The 16866-nt window shown below is 43.7% G+C and carries 12 protein-coding genes and 1 pseudogene; 7 read left to right on the top strand and 6 right to left on the bottom strand.

Going from position 1 to position 16866, the window contains the following annotated elements:
• The first annotated feature begins 21 nt into the window (after window positions 1-21).
• A complete protein-coding gene (locus QUD05_RS23370; RefSeq protein WP_289798187.1) occupies window positions 22-753 on the top strand; it encodes an SDR family oxidoreductase in 732 nt (243 codons plus the stop codon).
• A 53-nt stretch (window positions 754-806) separates the two neighbouring features.
• A complete protein-coding gene (locus tag QUD05_RS23365; protein ID WP_289798186.1) occupies window positions 807-1013 on the top strand; it encodes an aldo/keto reductase in 207 nt (68 codons plus the stop codon).
• Here the strand turns inward: QUD05_RS23365 and QUD05_RS23360 are convergent.
• The 3 genes from QUD05_RS23360 to QUD05_RS23350 form a co-directional block, all read right to left on the bottom strand.
• A complete protein-coding gene (locus QUD05_RS23360) occupies window positions 966-1604 on the bottom strand; it encodes a PadR family transcriptional regulator (RefSeq protein ID WP_289798185.1) in 639 nt (212 codons plus the stop codon). The genes QUD05_RS23365 and QUD05_RS23360 overlap by 48 nt on opposite strands.
• 1112 nt (window positions 1605-2716) lie before the next feature.
• Window positions 2717-3172: a tRNA (adenosine(37)-N6)-threonylcarbamoyltransferase complex ATPase subunit type 1 TsaE gene (gene tsaE / locus QUD05_RS23355; protein ID WP_289798184.1), complete on the bottom strand. Its 456-nt coding sequence runs from the start codon at window positions 3170-3172 to the stop codon at window positions 2717-2719.
• Between the two features lie 26 nt (window positions 3173-3198).
• Window positions 3199-4602 carry a gluconeogenesis factor YvcK family protein gene (locus tag QUD05_RS23350; RefSeq protein WP_289798183.1) on the bottom strand — a complete coding sequence of 468 codons (1404 nt, stop codon included), beginning with the start codon at window positions 4600-4602 and terminating at the stop codon, window positions 3199-3201.
• Window positions 4603-4777: 175 nt separating this feature from the next.
• On the opposite strand from QUD05_RS23350, the gene ruvC reads away from it, so the two are divergent.
• Window positions 4778-5302, top strand: a complete 525-nt coding sequence (gene ruvC, locus QUD05_RS23345) for a crossover junction endodeoxyribonuclease RuvC (protein WP_289798182.1) — start codon at window positions 4778-4780, stop codon at window positions 5300-5302.
• A 189-nt stretch (window positions 5303-5491) separates the two neighbouring features.
• Window positions 5492-7661, top strand: a pseudogene (topA, locus tag QUD05_RS23340) (type I DNA topoisomerase).
• 492 nt (window positions 7662-8153) lie between these two features.
• Here topA and QUD05_RS23335 read toward each other — a convergent pair.
• The 3 genes from QUD05_RS23335 to QUD05_RS23325 all read right to left on the bottom strand — a co-directional run bounded on the left by QUD05_RS23335 (window position 8154) and on the right by QUD05_RS23325 (window position 9800).
• A complete protein-coding gene (locus QUD05_RS23335) occupies window positions 8154-8453 on the bottom strand; it encodes a HigA family addiction module antitoxin (protein ID WP_289798181.1) in 300 nt (99 codons plus the stop codon).
• A gap of 10 nt (window positions 8454-8463) precedes the next feature.
• The gene (locus QUD05_RS23330) at window positions 8464-8784 is read right to left on the bottom strand and encodes a type II toxin-antitoxin system RelE/ParE family toxin (protein WP_289798180.1); all 321 of its coding nucleotides are present in this window, start codon (window positions 8782-8784) and stop codon (window positions 8464-8466) included.
• A gap of 500 nt (window positions 8785-9284) precedes the next feature.
• Entirely contained in the window at window positions 9285-9800 is a 516-nt protein-coding gene (locus QUD05_RS23325) for a phosphoribosyltransferase (protein WP_289798179.1), read from the bottom strand.
• Window positions 9801-9899: 99 nt separating this feature from the next.
• On the opposite strand from QUD05_RS23325, the gene QUD05_RS23320 reads away from it, so the two are divergent.
• The 3 genes from QUD05_RS23320 to QUD05_RS23310 all read left to right on the top strand — a co-directional run bounded on the left by QUD05_RS23320 (window position 9900) and on the right by QUD05_RS23310 (window position 16535).
• Window positions 9900-11351, top strand: coding sequence for an MFS transporter (locus QUD05_RS23320; RefSeq protein WP_289798178.1), 1452 nt, complete (start codon window positions 9900-9902; stop codon window positions 11349-11351).
• Window positions 11352-11716: 365 nt separating this feature from the next.
• The gene (locus QUD05_RS23315; RefSeq protein ID WP_289798177.1) at window positions 11717-13216 is read left to right on the top strand and encodes an efflux RND transporter periplasmic adaptor subunit; all 1500 of its coding nucleotides are present in this window, start codon (window positions 11717-11719) and stop codon (window positions 13214-13216) included.
• Between the two features lie 19 nt (window positions 13217-13235).
• Window positions 13236-16535: an efflux RND transporter permease subunit gene (locus QUD05_RS23310; RefSeq protein WP_289798176.1), complete on the top strand. Its 3300-nt coding sequence runs from the start codon at window positions 13236-13238 to the stop codon at window positions 16533-16535.
• Window positions 16536-16866 lie beyond the last annotated feature (331 nt).

Below are 16866 nucleotides of genomic sequence, written 5' to 3'. Positions count from 1 at the left end.
ATAACTTGGAGATCCGGTTTTATGACTACCAACCAACAGAAAGTCGTACTAATTACAGGCGCAAGTAGCGGTATCGGTGAGGCGACAGCACGTCTACTCGCTCGTAAGGGCATCCACGTCATCCTGGGCGCACGACGCACGGAGCGGCTAGAAACCCTCGTGGCTACAATCCGCGCTGAGGGAGGCTCGGCGGAGTATCAGACCCTTGATGTTACTAATCGCGCCGACTTCCAAGCCTTTGTAGAATTTGCTCAGAGCAAATTTGGCCGCATTGATGTCATCGTCAACAATGCAGGCGTTATGCCCCTCTCGAAGCTAGAAGCGCTGAAGGTTGATGAATGGGACTGGATGATTGACGTGAACATCCGTGGCGTACTCAATGGCATCGCCGCTGGGCTACCGCTGATGAAACGCCAAGGATTTGGCCAGTTCGTCAACCTGTCCTCCATCGGCGGACATGCGGTGTGGCCAACCTGCGCCGTTTACTCAGCAACTAAGTTCGCGGTGTTGGCAATTTCGGAGGGGCTGCGTCAGGAAAATACCGACATTCGCGTTACAGTTATTTCGCCAGGCGTAACGGAGTCAGAACTGGCCGATAGCATTACTGACGCCGAAGCTGGTAAAGGTATGCAGGAATTCCGCAAGATTGCGCTTCCGGCTGAAGCGATCGCCAGAGCGATCGCCTTTGCAATCGAACAACCAGATGACGTTGATGTGAATGAGATTATCGTGCGCCCTACAGCCAACGTATAGTTATGCAAAGATGCGGAGAATTTTTAACCTAAACTAGTAGTAAAACAAGTGATTTGCAAATCGAGTACTCCCTGATTAGCCGTAGTGCTAAGAGCGAGATTTTTCCTGTACTGGAAGAACTTGGTATTGGTGTGACTGCCTATGGTGTGTTGTCGCGAGGCCTACTGAGTGGCTCCACTCCAGCCACACAGAGTCTTACTACGAGCCTCTACTTATTTTTCAGCCAGAATCGTGTAAATTTCACGTTTAACTTGTTCTAAAAGCTCGCGCACCCGATTTATCCGCTCCATATTGCCACTACGAGCAACCTGCACCACCGCAGCAGCTAACTCTGTGGCGGCATTCCGCAATTCGATAAACTCTTGGGGCTTACCTGTAACAAAACTTTTGAAGGCATCCCAAGGAGTATCTGAAGGTTCTTGTTGGGTACGTTCTGCCAATAATTGTTTACCCTCATCCGTAATCGTATAAATCCGCTTGCCCCCTTCCTGTGCGCTTTTGAGATAACCACCTTCTTCCAGCAATTGGAGTGTTGGATACACTGAGCCAGGACTGAGGCGACGGAAACCACCATAACGAGTTTCCATCTCTTTAATCAGGTCGTAACCATGACTAGGATGCTCGGATAACAATTCCAGCAGAATGAACTTGATGTCACCCCGACGAGTCCGGTATTCATCTCCCCAACCACGACCAAACATTTCATTATCAAAGCGTTTGTCATGATGTCTACCATGATGCTTGTCATGATGGTTGCCATGTCCAAACCACGACCTGATAAGCAATGAATCCTCTTCGCTAACTCCTGCCCATGCAGGTGCGCCAAAACGTGACCGAAAATGTCTAAACATAAGTAAATCTCAAATCAACTTTCTCTAATATACGATATATCGAAATATATCGCGATATATCGGAATAGAATTTTGATGAAGATTTGTAACGAAAGCAACTTCGACTAGCTAAGAGTCTGCGCTGTTTGGCACCAAGAAAAGATACAGCCCTTGCTCTGAATGGTTCCCAGCCTAGAGGCTGGGAACAAGATGACACAAGCCTGTGGGCTTTTCTTAGTTGCCATTCAACTCTACCCATTGCAAAAATGCTTAATCTACGATTAAACGCCGTAGATTAAGCATTTTTGCTTAACTCTGAAGTGATAGGTGTAACAAAGAGTTCAGTCCACAGATAAAACCCTGTATCTTTACATGGTTTGCTTTTTTCGTGTCTTGTCTTTCTAGATAAAATATGTATAAATACGAGATATTTTAGTTAAATATTTTATTGATATCGGTGCTAATTACAGATGTGAATATAAGAATTTATTGCTAGTTCAAATTATTAAAACTAATTTTGTAAATTTATAAAATAGTTTATTTTTTTGTATAGATTGTGAACTTAACTTGGGAATACTAAGTGTAAGAAAAGTTAAAATTATACATAAACTGATGATTGCTTAACTTTTTTACTAGCATTCGCTGCTAAATAATCTAGATTCCTTTTTTGAACCACAGTAGGGAACTAATCGGGTTCAATCGAAGCTGACTAGTTCTCTCAAAACTCTCATTGACCCCAACAACAGTTTATTTGCACTTGCTTGATTCGTATATCCCGTTTAGTTAAGAATCACTTTAGGTTCAATACTATTCGGATAAGATAACCCCGCCTGGATTTAAGGGAGTGAAGGAAAAAATAGTCTCCCTTTTAAAGAAAGAAAGCTAGTGTATTGCGAACTTTCCTAAATTTATAGGGACAGGTGTCAGCAAAGCCGACTACCAGTTTTCTATTGAAGAAAAGCTGATTAAATATTTTTGTTTTGGTTGAGATAATAATGTTAGGAACTGACAGTGGCGAACGTGGTAGTGGCAGATAGGAAGAGTGTAAAGTTCTCTTTTGATTATTTGTAGGAATTTTTGAGTGTTGCGATCAAAAAACTGAAATCCCTCATGCTTATAGTCGGGATATAAGCTTAACTCGCGGCAATGACTTTGCTAATGGCAAAATTGAATGGTGTGAGTTCGACTTGACGAGTGCCTTCATGTCCATAAGTCAAACTCACGCTCAGATAACTATCTGGTTTGTAGGGCAATCGTTCCGCCCATTCAACTGCCACAATTCCTGGTATCACTTCAATACCTTCCCAGTAACTTTCTAAATTTAGGGTTGCAACTTCTTGCGGTTCCAAGCGATATAAATCCAGATGGTAAAGNGGAAAGTGCCCTTCTGTGTACTCATTAATCAGCGTGAAAGTGGGACTGACAATGGGTTCAGCAATTCCTAAACCTTTACCAATGCCTTGAACTAAAGTAGTTTTACCAGCGCCTAAATCACCTTCTAGTAAAATTACACTCCCAGGTGTTAGGGATTCGCCAAGAGTAATACCTAAGCGCAGCGTCGCTTCTGTATCTGCAAGAAAAATTTTCATGATTGAGGTATAAATTTTTATCTTCCTTAATTTTGAATTTTGAATTTTGAATTTTGAATTCCCCGAAGGGACTGACTTCTACCGTACCACCGCAATAACACTTGTGCTAGTTTCTGCGGATTGTGACGTACAAAACCTGTTTCATCTTCATACAAAACATTAGCTGGAACAATCCGTCGCCCTAGTTGAGTTACGGCTTCTCTATCGAGGAAAACGGGATGGGAGTTTTGTTGGGCATAGCGGATAAGTGATTGCTCCGAAGGAGATTTTTTGTGTATTAATACAGCATCGAATAGTCGTCTTTCTCCACAAGCAGCATCAATTGCTCTGATGTGGTCGGCAACAGTGTACCCTTCAGTTTCTCCTGGTTGAGTCATGATATTGCAGATATAAATACGGGGGGCATCTGATTGAGCGATCGCATCGGCAATTTCTGGTACTAATAAATTAGGAATTAGGCTTGTATAAAGGCTACCTGGGCTAATAATGATGTAATCAGCTTCTTTAATTGCCTTAATAGCTGCTGGCACCGCCGGAGGATTAGCCGGGATGCAGCCAATTTTGACAATTTTACCGCCAGCTTTGGGAATACTAGACTCCCCCTCAATACGACGACCATCGGCTAATTCTGCCCAGAGGCGAACATCACTGAGAGTTGCTGGTAGTACTTGTCCTCGCACCGCTAGAACTTTAGAACTGGCTGCAACTGCTTGTTCTAAATCTCCAGTAATATCACTCATTGCCGTTAAAAACAAATTGCCAAAACTGTGGCCAGTTAACCCATCTCCAGCCCGAAAACGGTATTGAAACAATTCTGTTAATAACTTTTCTTCATCTGCTAGTGCAGCCAAACAATTGCGAATATCCCCTGGTGGTAGCACTCCAAACTCTTGACGCAAACGCCCAGAAGATCCACCATCATCAGCGACAGTTACAATTGCAGTAATATTAGCGCTGTAGGTTTTCAGTCCCCTCAACAACGTAGAAAGTCCCGTACCACCACCAATTACCACGATTTTTGGACCGCGGTACAATCGACGATGGGCCAGCAAGACATCAATGAGTTCCTCTCCGCCTTCTGCTCTTAGTACCTTAGTAATTGAACCTACAGTGCGAGTTTGCCCCCAAAGCACTAATAGCAAGCCGCCAAGCAGCACCAAAGGCCCACTGATATAGTTCGGTAAGAGATTGGCGATGACTCCCAAGAAACCTCTAACCAACTCAATCATCCAAAAAATTGGGGTTAGCTTAATCCAAATGGCTAACCCCAAACTCGCCAGCAGTACACCCCCAACACTAATCAACAACCAACGTTTTACCGATAGTCCAGGGGATAACCATTTAAACCACTGGTTAACCCGATAGGAAGTACGAGAGCGCGACTGCTTTTGCAGGGCGTTGAGGGCTTGTCTGAGAAAACCAATTGACATACCTGATTTGGAGCAGTGCTACAAACAATAATTAACAGAAAATTTACACCGCTTGGTTTAAAAGACCAGGCGTGAAACTATTATATTTATCAATCCTATTAGACTAAGAGCAAGTCGTGAACATTGCCAGTATTTCTAGTTAAACAATAACCCTGGCTTGGTAAAAGTGAATTTAATGGAAAAACGAATTTTAGGATTAGATCCAGGACTGGCAATTTTAGGATTTGGGGCAATTAGCTGCACACAAAATCTCAACAAAGTACCAGAGACTACAGTAAATATGCTGGATTTTGGAGTCATTAAAACGTCAGCAGATGTAGAAATGGGACAGCGCCTATGTACCTTGTTTGATGATTTACACACCGTGATGGAGGAATTTCAACCAGATTTAGTGGCGATCGAGAAACTATTCTTCTATCGTATGTCAAGTACTATCCTGGTTGCACAGGCGCGGGGTATAGTCATTTTAGTCTTAGGCCAGCGTCGTCTTCCTTATGTAGAGTTTACTCCGGCTCAAATTAAACAAGCTTTAACAGGCTATGGCAATGCTGATAAGTCAGAAGTGCAAGAAGCGGTAGCACGGGAGTTGGATTTAGATGAAATTCCTAAGCCAGATGATGCTGCGGATGCTTTGGCAGTGGCTTTGACGGCTTCTTATCAGACTGTAGTTATGTACGCAAACAATAAAGTTCTTTACTAACTGTCACAGAGTAAAAATACTTACGCCGACTTACTTACCTTTAAACTGAGTTAAGCAATTGCCAAAGCTTTTTGGTACAGTATTCTAGAAAATCTAGATGACAAAGAAAGGCGTTCGCCCTTGGCGTTGGCGCAGCCATCGCTAATTGCAATTGCCAGTTTATTGCTGAGAATCAAGAATGCAGTTGCTATGATCAAACGCCTGCTTGTGGTCGAGTCTCCCGGAAAAGTCAAAAAACTCAGTCAAATTCTGGGTTCAGATTGGAAAGTTCTCGCTAGTTGTGGTCATATCCGAGAACTCAGCAATGAAGGGGATGATTCCTTGGGCTTTGTCATGGACGGCAGTAATGTCCGGTGCAATTACGTCCCGCGTGACCAACGAGCAAAAGAAACAATCCAGAAGCTCAAGTCTGCGGTTAGACAGGTTGATGAAGTTGTTTTAGCAACTGACCCAGACCGGGAAGGTGAGACAATTGCTTGGCATCTCAAAGAAACGCTAGGTTTAAGGGAACCGAAACGAGTAATTTATACTGAGATTACAGCATCGGCGGTGCAGAGTGCGATCGCTAATCCCAGAAAGCTAGACCAAAATTTAATCGGTGCTGGGTTGTGCCGAGATTGCCTAGATAAGTTGGTAGGTTATAAAGGTAGTCCTTTAGTTTGGGCATTGAATAACGGTGCTAAGAGTGTTGGCAGAGTCCAAAGCGCCACGTTACACCTGATTTGTCAGCGAGAAAACGAAATTCTGGCTTTTGTCCCCCAAGATTACTGGAGTGTCTGGGTAGATTATGCGGAAGGATTTCGAGCTTTTTACAAAGGGACGGTGGATTCTGCGAAGGATGCAGCAGACCAAGAAAATGAAACTCATGATGACGCGAAAGTGGGTAATAGTCCAGAAACACCGGAGTCTAAGCGTGTTCTTTCCGAAGCAGAGGCTACACGTTTAGTTGAAGAAGCACAGCGACATCCTCATCAGGTGATTCATTTTGAAGGAAAAATCGTTAATCGCCAGCCACCGCCACCATTTACAACTTCCAGCCTTCAGCAAGCAGCTAGGTTCAAAGTTGAGGTTTGCTCCCGATAAAACTATGATTGTGGCCCAAAAGCTTTATGAGGCAGGGCTGATAACATATATGCGAACAGACTCAGTAATGCTGAGTCCAGAATTTTGTGCCAGCGCCCGTAAATGGTTAGAGCAAAATGATCCGCCGAATGTACCGCAGCAAGTCGCCAAGCATCGCAGTAGCAAATCGGCTCAAGAAGCACATGAAGCGATTCGTCCCACGGATGTGTTTCGTCCATCAGTTCAATTGCGTTTAGAACTTCCTGATGATGAGTTTAATTTGTATGTGATGATCTGGAAACGGTCAATTGCCTCTCAGTGTCGTGCTGCTCAATTGCGTAAAACTTTGGTGATTACTCAGTCTGGTTCCCTACTGTGGTCAGCTAGAGGGCAAGTAATTGAATTTTACGGTTATGCTCGGTACTGGAACAATCTCAGCAAGGATAGTGTTTTACCTTCATTACAACAGGGACAAGCATTGAAACTGGAGAATGCTGGACATGAAAAGAAGCAGACTCAGCCACCACCCCGTTATAGTGAACCAAAATTAGTGCAATTGATGGAACGTAAAGGAATTGGTCGCCCAAGTACCTATGCTCCTACTGTTGCTACCTTAAAAAAACGCAATTATGTCGAGTTGAAAAAAGACCATCTGCAACCGACAGCGTTAGGGTTAGAAGTTGATGCGTTTTTGCTCAAAGCACTGCCGGATTTACTAGAGGCGGAATTCACAGCGAAAATGGAAGATGCTCTTGATGCCATTTCCGAAGGAAAAAACTCTTGGCAGCATTATTTAACTAGTTGGAATCAGAATTACTTTGTCCCAGCACTCACCAAAGCTAAAACTGTAGTTGCGAGTTCCTCAATAGGTAAAGCTAATGTGATAACTGAGCGCAAATATGAAACTTCCAAGACGCGATGCCCTGAATGCAAAAATTTTCTTGCCAAAATTCCGAGTACTAAGGTTAAAAAGAAATATTTCCTCAAATGCACAAAAGGCTGTGAAAATGTCGTGCTATTTTGGAGCGACTTTAACAAAACTTGGCAGCCACCACAAACTAAAGCAGTCCAAGCTGAGAATCAACAAAAGCCTCCCGTGAAGATCACAGAATATCCCTGCCCAGTATGTAAGAAACCTCTAGAGGAGTACAGTTACATCAAAGAGGGACAGAGTAAGACAATGTTGCGATGTTCTAACGCACAATCGCGTAAAGATACCAAACATAAAGATGTGGCTTATTTCAGTACGCCAAAAGGGTGGTGGAGTCCTAAGTTTGGGGAGATATCAAAAACTTAACTAAGTAAATTGACGCGAAAGAACCTAAGTATGTTACCAAACGCAAACAGGCTGAAAGCCCTTAATAATGACCGATGATAAAAGACACCCCCCTCCCAATACTGCTCGGTTAAACATTTTAGGCTAGGAATTTGACTTATTAACGTGAGTTCGATGAACCTCTCCCTCCCAGCCTCCCTCTCCGAAACGGAAAGGGAGGAGAAACGAAAAATTAAGCTTTTTGCTCCCCTCTCCGCGTCGGAGAGGGACTGGGGGAGAGGTCAAATAAGACTTGTCGAACTCACGTTGGCTTAGGAAAAAGGTTAAAGGTTTTTTCTTTCCCCTTTCCCAGGTTGAAATCCAAAAACTGGGGGTATTCGGGGGTGAAAATGCGACTTTCTGAGTATCAATTTCACTAGTCTGTTAAGTTAGTCTAGTAATTTATTTAAAATCTGTATAATTAGAAGCCCAGAGCGATATCTCTGGGCTTTACACATTCTATTAGACTGCTAATTAAGAAGGCTGTAAATTGATAGGAGATATTTTTTTCAAACTTTCAGATTCTTGTGCAGCATTCCAAAGATCGTAGTTTTGCTGAAGATTTAACCAAAGTTCTGGAGTCGTTTGAAAAGCTATTGCTAAACGAAGCGCCATAGTGGGAGAAATACCAGCTTGCTCATTTACAATTTCTGAAACTGTTTTACGCGAGACATCTAAAATCTCAGCTAGCTGAGTATTGGTCATCTTTAAAGGTTCTAAATATTGACGCTTAATCAAAGCACCAGGATGTCTCGGCTTTCTTTTAGTTATCATAATCAAATTCCTAGTGATAATCTTCGTAATCAACAACGTAAGCATTACCATCTTCAAATTGAAATGTTAGACGCCAATTTCCAGATACTTTTACCGACCATTCATTTTTTCGATCGCCTTTTAACTGGTGAAGGCTAGAACCTGGGTATCTCATGTCCTCAACTTGAGAAGATGCATGAAGTCTATCAAGAATATCTAGTAATTTTTCTGCGTGTTTAGGCTGAATACCGCTTCTATCATCAAGTTCAAAAAGTTTTTCCAGTCCTTTATGCTTAAACGTTTTAATCACTGTCTGAATCGTAACCCCAAGGGTTACATTTGTCAACTGCACATATATTACTCGGTTAGTTGTAATTTCTGATCAAAAACAAGATCGCATCTCGCGTTGCCTCAATTGGCAGCTTATATCCGAAAAAAATTACCCATCATATCATGTCCGCGTAATTAGTTATGCTAACCGCAGTCATTACACCCCACACGCCAGTCGCTCATGGGGGAAACCCCCAAGACCGCGCTGGCTCCCCTTAATCCCCTCCTCGCTTGCGGGGAGGGGAGACAAAGCGTAGCTTTGGCGGGGTGGGGTTCTTCGGGTTTAATAAGCAATCAAGCGGACATGATATCACGAATGCCTTCAAACACCTTCGGAGTCAAATTGTTGTATGCTTTGGATCTCAGGGTCTACACTCTCACAATTAAAATAAATCGGCACGGAAGCGCCAAGGTTCTAACGCTGTCAGAGATGTAAGTAAATATACTAAAATTGGCAAAATATAGTAAAAAATCTGGTGAGCCAAAAAAGCTCACTTCATAACTTTTTTGAATTCTTAATTATCAACACGAACTCACTTTACCCGCAAGTTCTGCGATGTTCATCTGCTCGTAGTGTTCAAAAGGTTGATGAATCCAGGGGTTTTCAGGCAGATAATCAACATAATAATTGGGTGCTATAACTGAACAAGCTTTATACCAAAGAACGGCAGTGCGAATTTCCTCAATGGGGAAATCAGTATTTTGCTTGAGCCAAGGTATAGTCTGCTGGAGTGTTACCCCAGAGTCTACTAAGTCATCCACTAGGAGAATGCGCGAACCTAACTTTTCGGCAGTCATTGTCAAGTGGCGGGAGAAAACTAAATTACTTCTTTCTTGCTTACCACTGCCACTGTAAGATGAGGTTGCTAAAATTGCCAGTGGTTGCTGGTATATACGGGAGAGAATATCTCCAACTCGTAGTCCTCCTCTGGCAAGACAGATAATCTGGTTAAATTCCCAACCGCACTCATAAATCTGAATAGCCAGTTGTTCAATTTTTTGGTGATAATCTGACCAAGAAACATAAAGGTCTGGCATAAGTTTAACGGGAGTGATAGATGGCTGTATTGAAGGCGATGTCTACGACGGGCTATTTGGCGTCGCAGATTTTTTATTTTAGTATGAGTGCAAAGTTTTATGAATGATTCTACAGCTGATGGCGGTGCCAAACGAGATGTTCTCAGTGAAAAACTCGACCTAAAAACAAAGCTGGCTTATGGTGCAGGAGATTTAGGGCCAGCAATCACCGCAAATATTTCCGTCTTTTTTCTGCTGGTTTTCTTCACGAATGTCGCTGGTATCCCTGCGGGTTTAGCGGGCAGTATTTTGATGATTGGCAAAATCTGGGATGGCATAAACGATCCGTTTGTCGGGTTCCTGACTGATAAAACGAAATCTCGTCGCTGGGGCCGTCGTCTTCCTTGGATGTTTTATGGAGCAATTCCCTTTGGAATTTTATTTTTCTTGCAGTGGATTGTACCGCAATTTAGTGCAAATAGGAGTGATAACATTTGGCCGCTGTTCTGGTATTACGTAGGGATTGGTGTATTATCTCAGGCGTTCTACACGGTTGTGAATTTGCCTTATACGGCGATGACTCCAGAACTGACTCAAGATTACGACGAACGCACCAGCCTTAACAGCTATCGCTTTACATTTTCTATTGGTGGCAGCATTTTATCGTTGATTTTAACGCAAATTGTTTTTTCACTGATTGCCGATCGCCAACAACAATATCTTGTTTTAGCAGCAGTTTGTACAGTAATTTCGATTTTAGGATTATATTGGTGCGTTTTTGGAGTCCGCGATCGCATCTTAGCTTTTGAGGCTAAACGCAGCCAAACCGAGGAACCTGCATCTCTCCCTTTCTTTGAACAGCTAAAAATTGTCTTTAGTAACCGACCTTTTTTATTTGTTATTGGTATATATCTTTGTTCTTGGCTAGGTGTGCAGGTAACAGCCAGCATTATCCCCTATTTTGTAGTCGATTGTATGGGACTCAAAGAATCAGATGTGCCCACAGTCATGATTGCAGTCCAAGGAACTGCTCTGTTGATGCTATTTGTCTGGGGAGCGTTGAGTAAAAAAATCGGCAAAAAAGTTGTTTATTTTCTGGGAATGAGTTTGTGGATTATAGCAGCAGCCGGATTATTTTTCTTACAGCCTGGTCAAATAGTTTTGATGTATGTGATGGCTGTGATGGCAGGTATTGGTGTATCCACAGCTTATCTAATTCCCTGGTCAATGATTCCAGATGTAATTGAATTAGATGAACTGCAAACCGGACAACGCAGAGAAGGCATTTTTTATGGCTTCATGGTTTTGCTGCAAAAATTTGGTTTAGCTTTGGGACTATTTTTGGTAGGAAATGCTTTGCAAGTAGCTGGTTTCAAAGAATCTGTAGCCGGAAGTCCGCTACCCATCCAACCGGAATCAGCACTGTTTGCTATTCGCGTTGCCGTTGACCCTATACCGACAGTTTGTTTGATTTTTGGTTTAATTTTAACGTATTTTTACCCAATTACCCGCGAGATGCACGCTGAAATTATGCTGAAACTCAAAGAAAGGCAAGAGAAGAGGGGGAGTTAAGGGAGCAGCTGACTTTTCACGGGATCTGGAAAACCCCTCTCCAAACCTCTCCCCTACAAGGAGAGAGGCTTTGATTTCTCCCCTTCCCTTGTAGGGAAGAGGGGGCTGGGGGGTTAGGTTTTCCGTTGGCTTTTCCACATGACGTGAAAACTCAGGATTGCTTCCCCGTCAGTAGGCTTCCACTCTGACGTACATAGATCAAAGATAAATAAAGTAAAGTCACAGATCGCAACGGCTTAAAAAGAATTTCTTTCCAAAAGGGGTAGGCTAAAAAATAAATTATTAGTACACTAATGTTTAGTTTAACTAATATTGCGCTTATCTAATTAGAATCAATCGCAACCAGCCATTTTGCGGAAGATGCGATGTCTAAAGACAAGCTAGTATGTGTCTGTGCTTCCCCTTTCCCCCAGATTTTTGATATGCGCTGTTTAGCTCCTGTTCAGACGATAAAGCCTTCGTCTTTGGCTGCTGAAACTGTTCCTCGTTTTCAGAGCATTATTCAAAGAGGGCAGTTTTCGCTACTTATATTAAGTCTAGCTTACTTGTGTAGTGCCTGTAATGCTTCCGAAGCCCAATCAAGTGGCAAAGAAGCAGGAAAAAAACGAGCCGTGCCAGTGGTGGTTGCTACTGCGACTCAAAAAACGATTCCAATACAGCTATCGGCGACGGGAACGGTCGAAGCATATTCTACGGTATCTGTCAAGTCTCAAGTGGGCGGTCAGCTTACTGGTGTCTATTTTCAGCAAGGACAGAACGTTAAAAAAGGAGACTTGTTATTTAAAATTGATTCTCGCCCTCTACAAGCTGCGCTGATGCAAGCTAATGCTGCCAAAGCGAAAGATTTAGCCCAGGTGAAACAGGCACAGGCAAATGTCCTCAAAGCGATCGCTCAAGTGAACCAGGCAAAAGCGAATGTAGTCAAGGATAAAGCCCAGGCAACAAATGCAGATGCACAAGCGCAACGTTATAGTAGTTTGCTCAAGGAAGGGGCAATCAGTAAAGAACAGGCCGAACAGTATCAAACTAGTGCTGATGCTCAACAGGCGACAGTGAATGCAGATCGAGGTGCAGTAGCAAATGCTCAAGCAGCAGTGGCGGCAGCCCAAGCAGATGTCCAAAATGCTCAGGCAGTAGTAGCATCAGATGAAGCTGCGATCGACAATGCCAAAGTTCAGCTTTCTTATAGTTCTATTTACTCACCAATTGCTGGACGCACAGGTAGCTTGAAGCTAAATCAAGGGAACTTGGTACAGGCGAATGCTACCGATCCGCTGATTACAATCAGCCAAATTCGCCCGATTTACGTCAACTTTTCTATTCCCCAGCGATTGCTGCCAGATATCAAGAAATACAGTGCAAATAACGGCAAATTAAAAGTCGATGCTTTACCTCCTAAAGATGCAGGGCATCCGGTACGGGGCGAACTCACCTTTGTTGATAGTGGAGTCAATACCCAAACAGGCACAATTCAACTTAAAGGTACTTTTGCCAACGCTGATGAGCGCCTGTTTCCGGGGCAGTTTGTCAATGTAGTACTCAAACTCAGCGAAGAACCAAATGCCATTACTGTTCCTTCTCAGGCAGTACAGAGTGGACAAAAGGGGCAGTTTGTGTATGTAGTTAAACCTGACAAAACAGCAGAAATGCGTTTAATTACCGTCGGCGACACCGTTGGGAATGAAACGGTAATTAAGCAAGGCTTGAAACCTGGCGAGCAAGTAGTTACTGATGGACAATTCAACCTCGTGCCTGGTGCCACAGTCCAAGTGAAACCGGAAGTGGGAAGCAGGGGGGCAGAGGGGCATGAGGGCAGAGGGGCAGGGGAGCAGAGGGGCAGAGGTGATGGAAAAGATGACCAATGACAAATGACCAACTACTAAGATGAACATTTCCGAGCTATTTATCCGGCGTCCAATCATGACGACTCTAGTTATGGTTGGCATTTTGATATTTGGGCTGATCGCTTACCAACAGCTACCCGTTAGCGACTTACCCAATGTAGATTATCCAACACTCCAGGTAACAGCTAATCTGCCCGGAGCTAGTCCCGAAACGATGGCTGCCTCAGTTGCAACTCCCTTAGAGCAGCAGTTTTCTAGCATCGCGGGAGTGAGTTCGATGAACTCTACCAGTTCTTTGGGTAGTGCGCAGATTACGCTGCAATTTGACCTAAATCGGGATATAGACGGGGCAGCCCAAGATGTGCAATCTGCTATTTCTAAGGCAGCGAAGCAGTTGCCTACGAATATGCCTAATCCGCCATCTTATCGAAAGGTAAATCCGGCGGATCAACCAGTGCTTTATATCTCCCTGAATTCGTCTATTTTGCCTCTGTCAACTGTAGATAAGTATGCTGAGACATTGCTGGCACAACGTCTATCAATGGTAGATGGGGTGGCGCAAGTGCAGGTTTTTGGTTCTCAAAAGTATGCGGTACGAATTCAGCTTGACCCCGAATCACTTAGTGTAAAGGGAATAGGAATTGATGAAGTAGCAACTGCGATCGCTAACGGAAATGTCAATCTACCTACTGGGACACTTTACGGTAAGCAGCAGAATTCTACCATCCAAGCAAATGGTCAACTCAACGATGCCGCCAGCTATCGCTCCCTAAATGTGGCTTATCAAAACGGCGCACCAGTGCAGTTAGGTGAACTAGGTCAAGTTCTGGACAGCGTGGAAAATGATAAGATTGCAAGTTGGTATTTTCCTGTCAAGAAGGAGAGTAGGGGAGCAGGGGAGAAGTCGCAATCTAAAGTCCAAAATTCTGGCGTGCGGGCGATCGTTTTGGCAATTCAGCGGCAACCGGGAACTAATACTGTTCAAGTAGTGGATGCAATCAAGAAACTGTTACCCACCTTTCGGACACAGATTCCGGCGGCTGTGAACATGGATATTCTCTACGATCGCTCCCAGTCAATTCGCGAGTCGGTGGATGATGTACAATTCACGCTGTTACTCACTATCGCTCTGGTGGTGTTGGTAATCTTTCTGTTTCTCCGCAATATCTCTGCAACAGTCATTCCCAGTTTGGCAGTGCCGCTTTCGATCGTAGCGACTTTTGGGGTTATGCTGTTGCTAGGCTTCTCCCTCGATAACTTGTCACTGATGGCGTTGACTCTTTCAGTCGGTTTCGTAGTTGATGATGCCGTAGTCATGCTGGAGAATATTGTCCGCCACATGGAAATGGGTGAAAGCCGTATGGAAGCAGCCCTAAATGGTTCTAAAGAAATTGGTTTCACAATTTTATCTATGACCATTTCTTTAGTAGCAGTATTTATCCCGATACTTTTCATGGAAGGCATTCTGGGGCGACTGTTCCGCGAGTTTGCTGTGACTATTAGCGTTGCAATCTTGGTATCTGGCGTAATTTCCCTCAGCTTAACGCCAATGCTGTGTTCCAGATTCTTGAGTCCACCTCATCATGAGGAAGAGAGTGAGAGGGAGCAGGGGAGCGTGGGAGTAGGGGAGCAGATGAGTATGGAAGAAATTCTTAATTCTCAGTCTCCAGTCTCTAATTCCTTATCCCCAGAGGAGGCTCCACCTTCCCCAGCACCTAGTCTTCAGTCCCGAATCAAAAATTTCAACCGTCGTCTTTATAACTTTTCAGAAAATATTTTTAATGTGATATTGGGCGGATACGATTGGAGTCTGAAGAAATCACTCAAGTATCACCGCACAACGATGGTGATTTCGGGAGCGATTCTTGTAGCGACAGTGTATCTATTTATCATTGTGCCTAAAGGGTTTGTTCCCAACGCAGATGTCGGACAAATTACGGCAACTACTCAGGCATCAGAAGATATATCCTTTGATGAGATGGTAAAACATCAACAGGCTGTAGCTGCGATCGCTTATCGCGATCCGAATGTCGATTCTATCAACTCTAGTGTCGGGGCTGGCGGGCCAAATGCTTCTGCTAACGCAGGACGACTTTTAATTGAACTCAAGCCTCGCCATAAGCGCCGTCTCAGCGCTGATGAAGTTGTCCAGGAACTCCGACCGAAGTTATCAGTTGTGCCTGGAATTAAGGTATTCTTACAAAATCCCCCAGCCATCAATGTGGGTGGACAACAGACAAAAGCGCAGTATCAATTTACTCTACAAACTCCCAATATTCAGGAACTTTACCAGTATGCTCCAGCTTTAGAAGAGAAATTGCGATCGCTCTCAGATTTACAAGATGTCAACAGCGATTTGCAAATCAAGAACCCCCAAGTCAAAGTAGACATCAACCGTAACCAAGCTTCGGCTCTAGGTTTAACCGCCAATCAAATCGAAACTGCCCTGAGTAATGCTTATGGTACTCGCCAAGTTTCTACCATCTACGCCCCCGATAGCCAATACCAAGTAATTATGGGCGTGGAACCAAAATATCAGCAAAATGCCAACGCCCTAGATTTACTCTCAGTTCGTGCCCCTAGCGGACAACTTGTACCTCTTAACGCTGTCGCAACCTTGAGCAAAGATGTGGGGCCGCTGACTATAAACCACAAAGGGCAACTAGCATCTGTCACCTTCTCCTTTAACCTCAAGCCAGGAGTTTCACTGGGTAACGTCACTGGGAAAATTGAGCAACTCGCCCGTCAAACACTGCCGCCTACTATTAGTACAGCTTTCCAAGGTTCGGCGCAAGCATTCCAATCTTCAATTCAGGGTTTAGGATTGCTACTACTAGTGGCTATTTTGGTGATTTATATCGTGTTGGGGATTCTCTACGAGAACTTCATTCACCCGCTAACAATCCTTTCTAGCTTACCCTCTGCTGGATTTGGAGCAATACTAACCCTGTTGCTGTTTCAAGTTGACTTGAATATTTACGCCTTCGTCGGCATTATCCTGCTAGTTGGGATTGTGAAGAAAAACGGGATCATGATGGTTGACTTTGCGATTATTGCTCGTCAAAACGGTAAAACCCCCTATGAAGCTATCTATGAAGCCTGCTTAGTGAGATTCCGTCCAATTATGATGACGACAATGGCAGCACTTATGGGTACGCTACCCATCGCCCTTGGTTTAGGAGCCGGAGCAGATACACGCCGTCCCCTTGGTTTAGCTGTAGTTGGGGGGTTAGTGTTCTCGCAGTTTCTCACACTTTATTTGACGCCCGTTTTCTACACCTACATGGAGTCTTGGCAAACCAAGCTGAAAAAACGCAACTGGCGCAAACAGCCAATTTGAAACTCCCCCGACTGAACAAATAACGCTTGGTTCATTTGTTCAGTCGTGTTTTAACGATTCATATCAAGTTCGGGTGATTACTTATAATATAAACTTATCAATGTAGGTTGGGTTGAACGGCAGTAAAACCCAACATGAACAAGGATCAAGCGTTGGGTTTCGTTCCTCAACCCAACCTACAGATATTATAAGTATTTAACCGAACCTGATATCATTCTGGGGAAAATAGAATTTTTTTATTAAGCCTTTATTAAATATTTGCTTAACTGTCTTAATTGTCTTATCTGTCCTTGCATTTGCATTATGAAAGTCAGAATATAACATCAAGTAT

It is taken from the genome of Nostoc sp. GT001 (genome assembly GCF_030382115.1).
Classification (GTDB): domain Bacteria; phylum Cyanobacteriota; class Cyanobacteriia; order Cyanobacteriales; family Nostocaceae; genus Nostoc.
The sequence above is the reverse complement of the archived record's forward strand: the minus strand, read 5'-3'. Positions and strand labels throughout refer to the sequence as shown.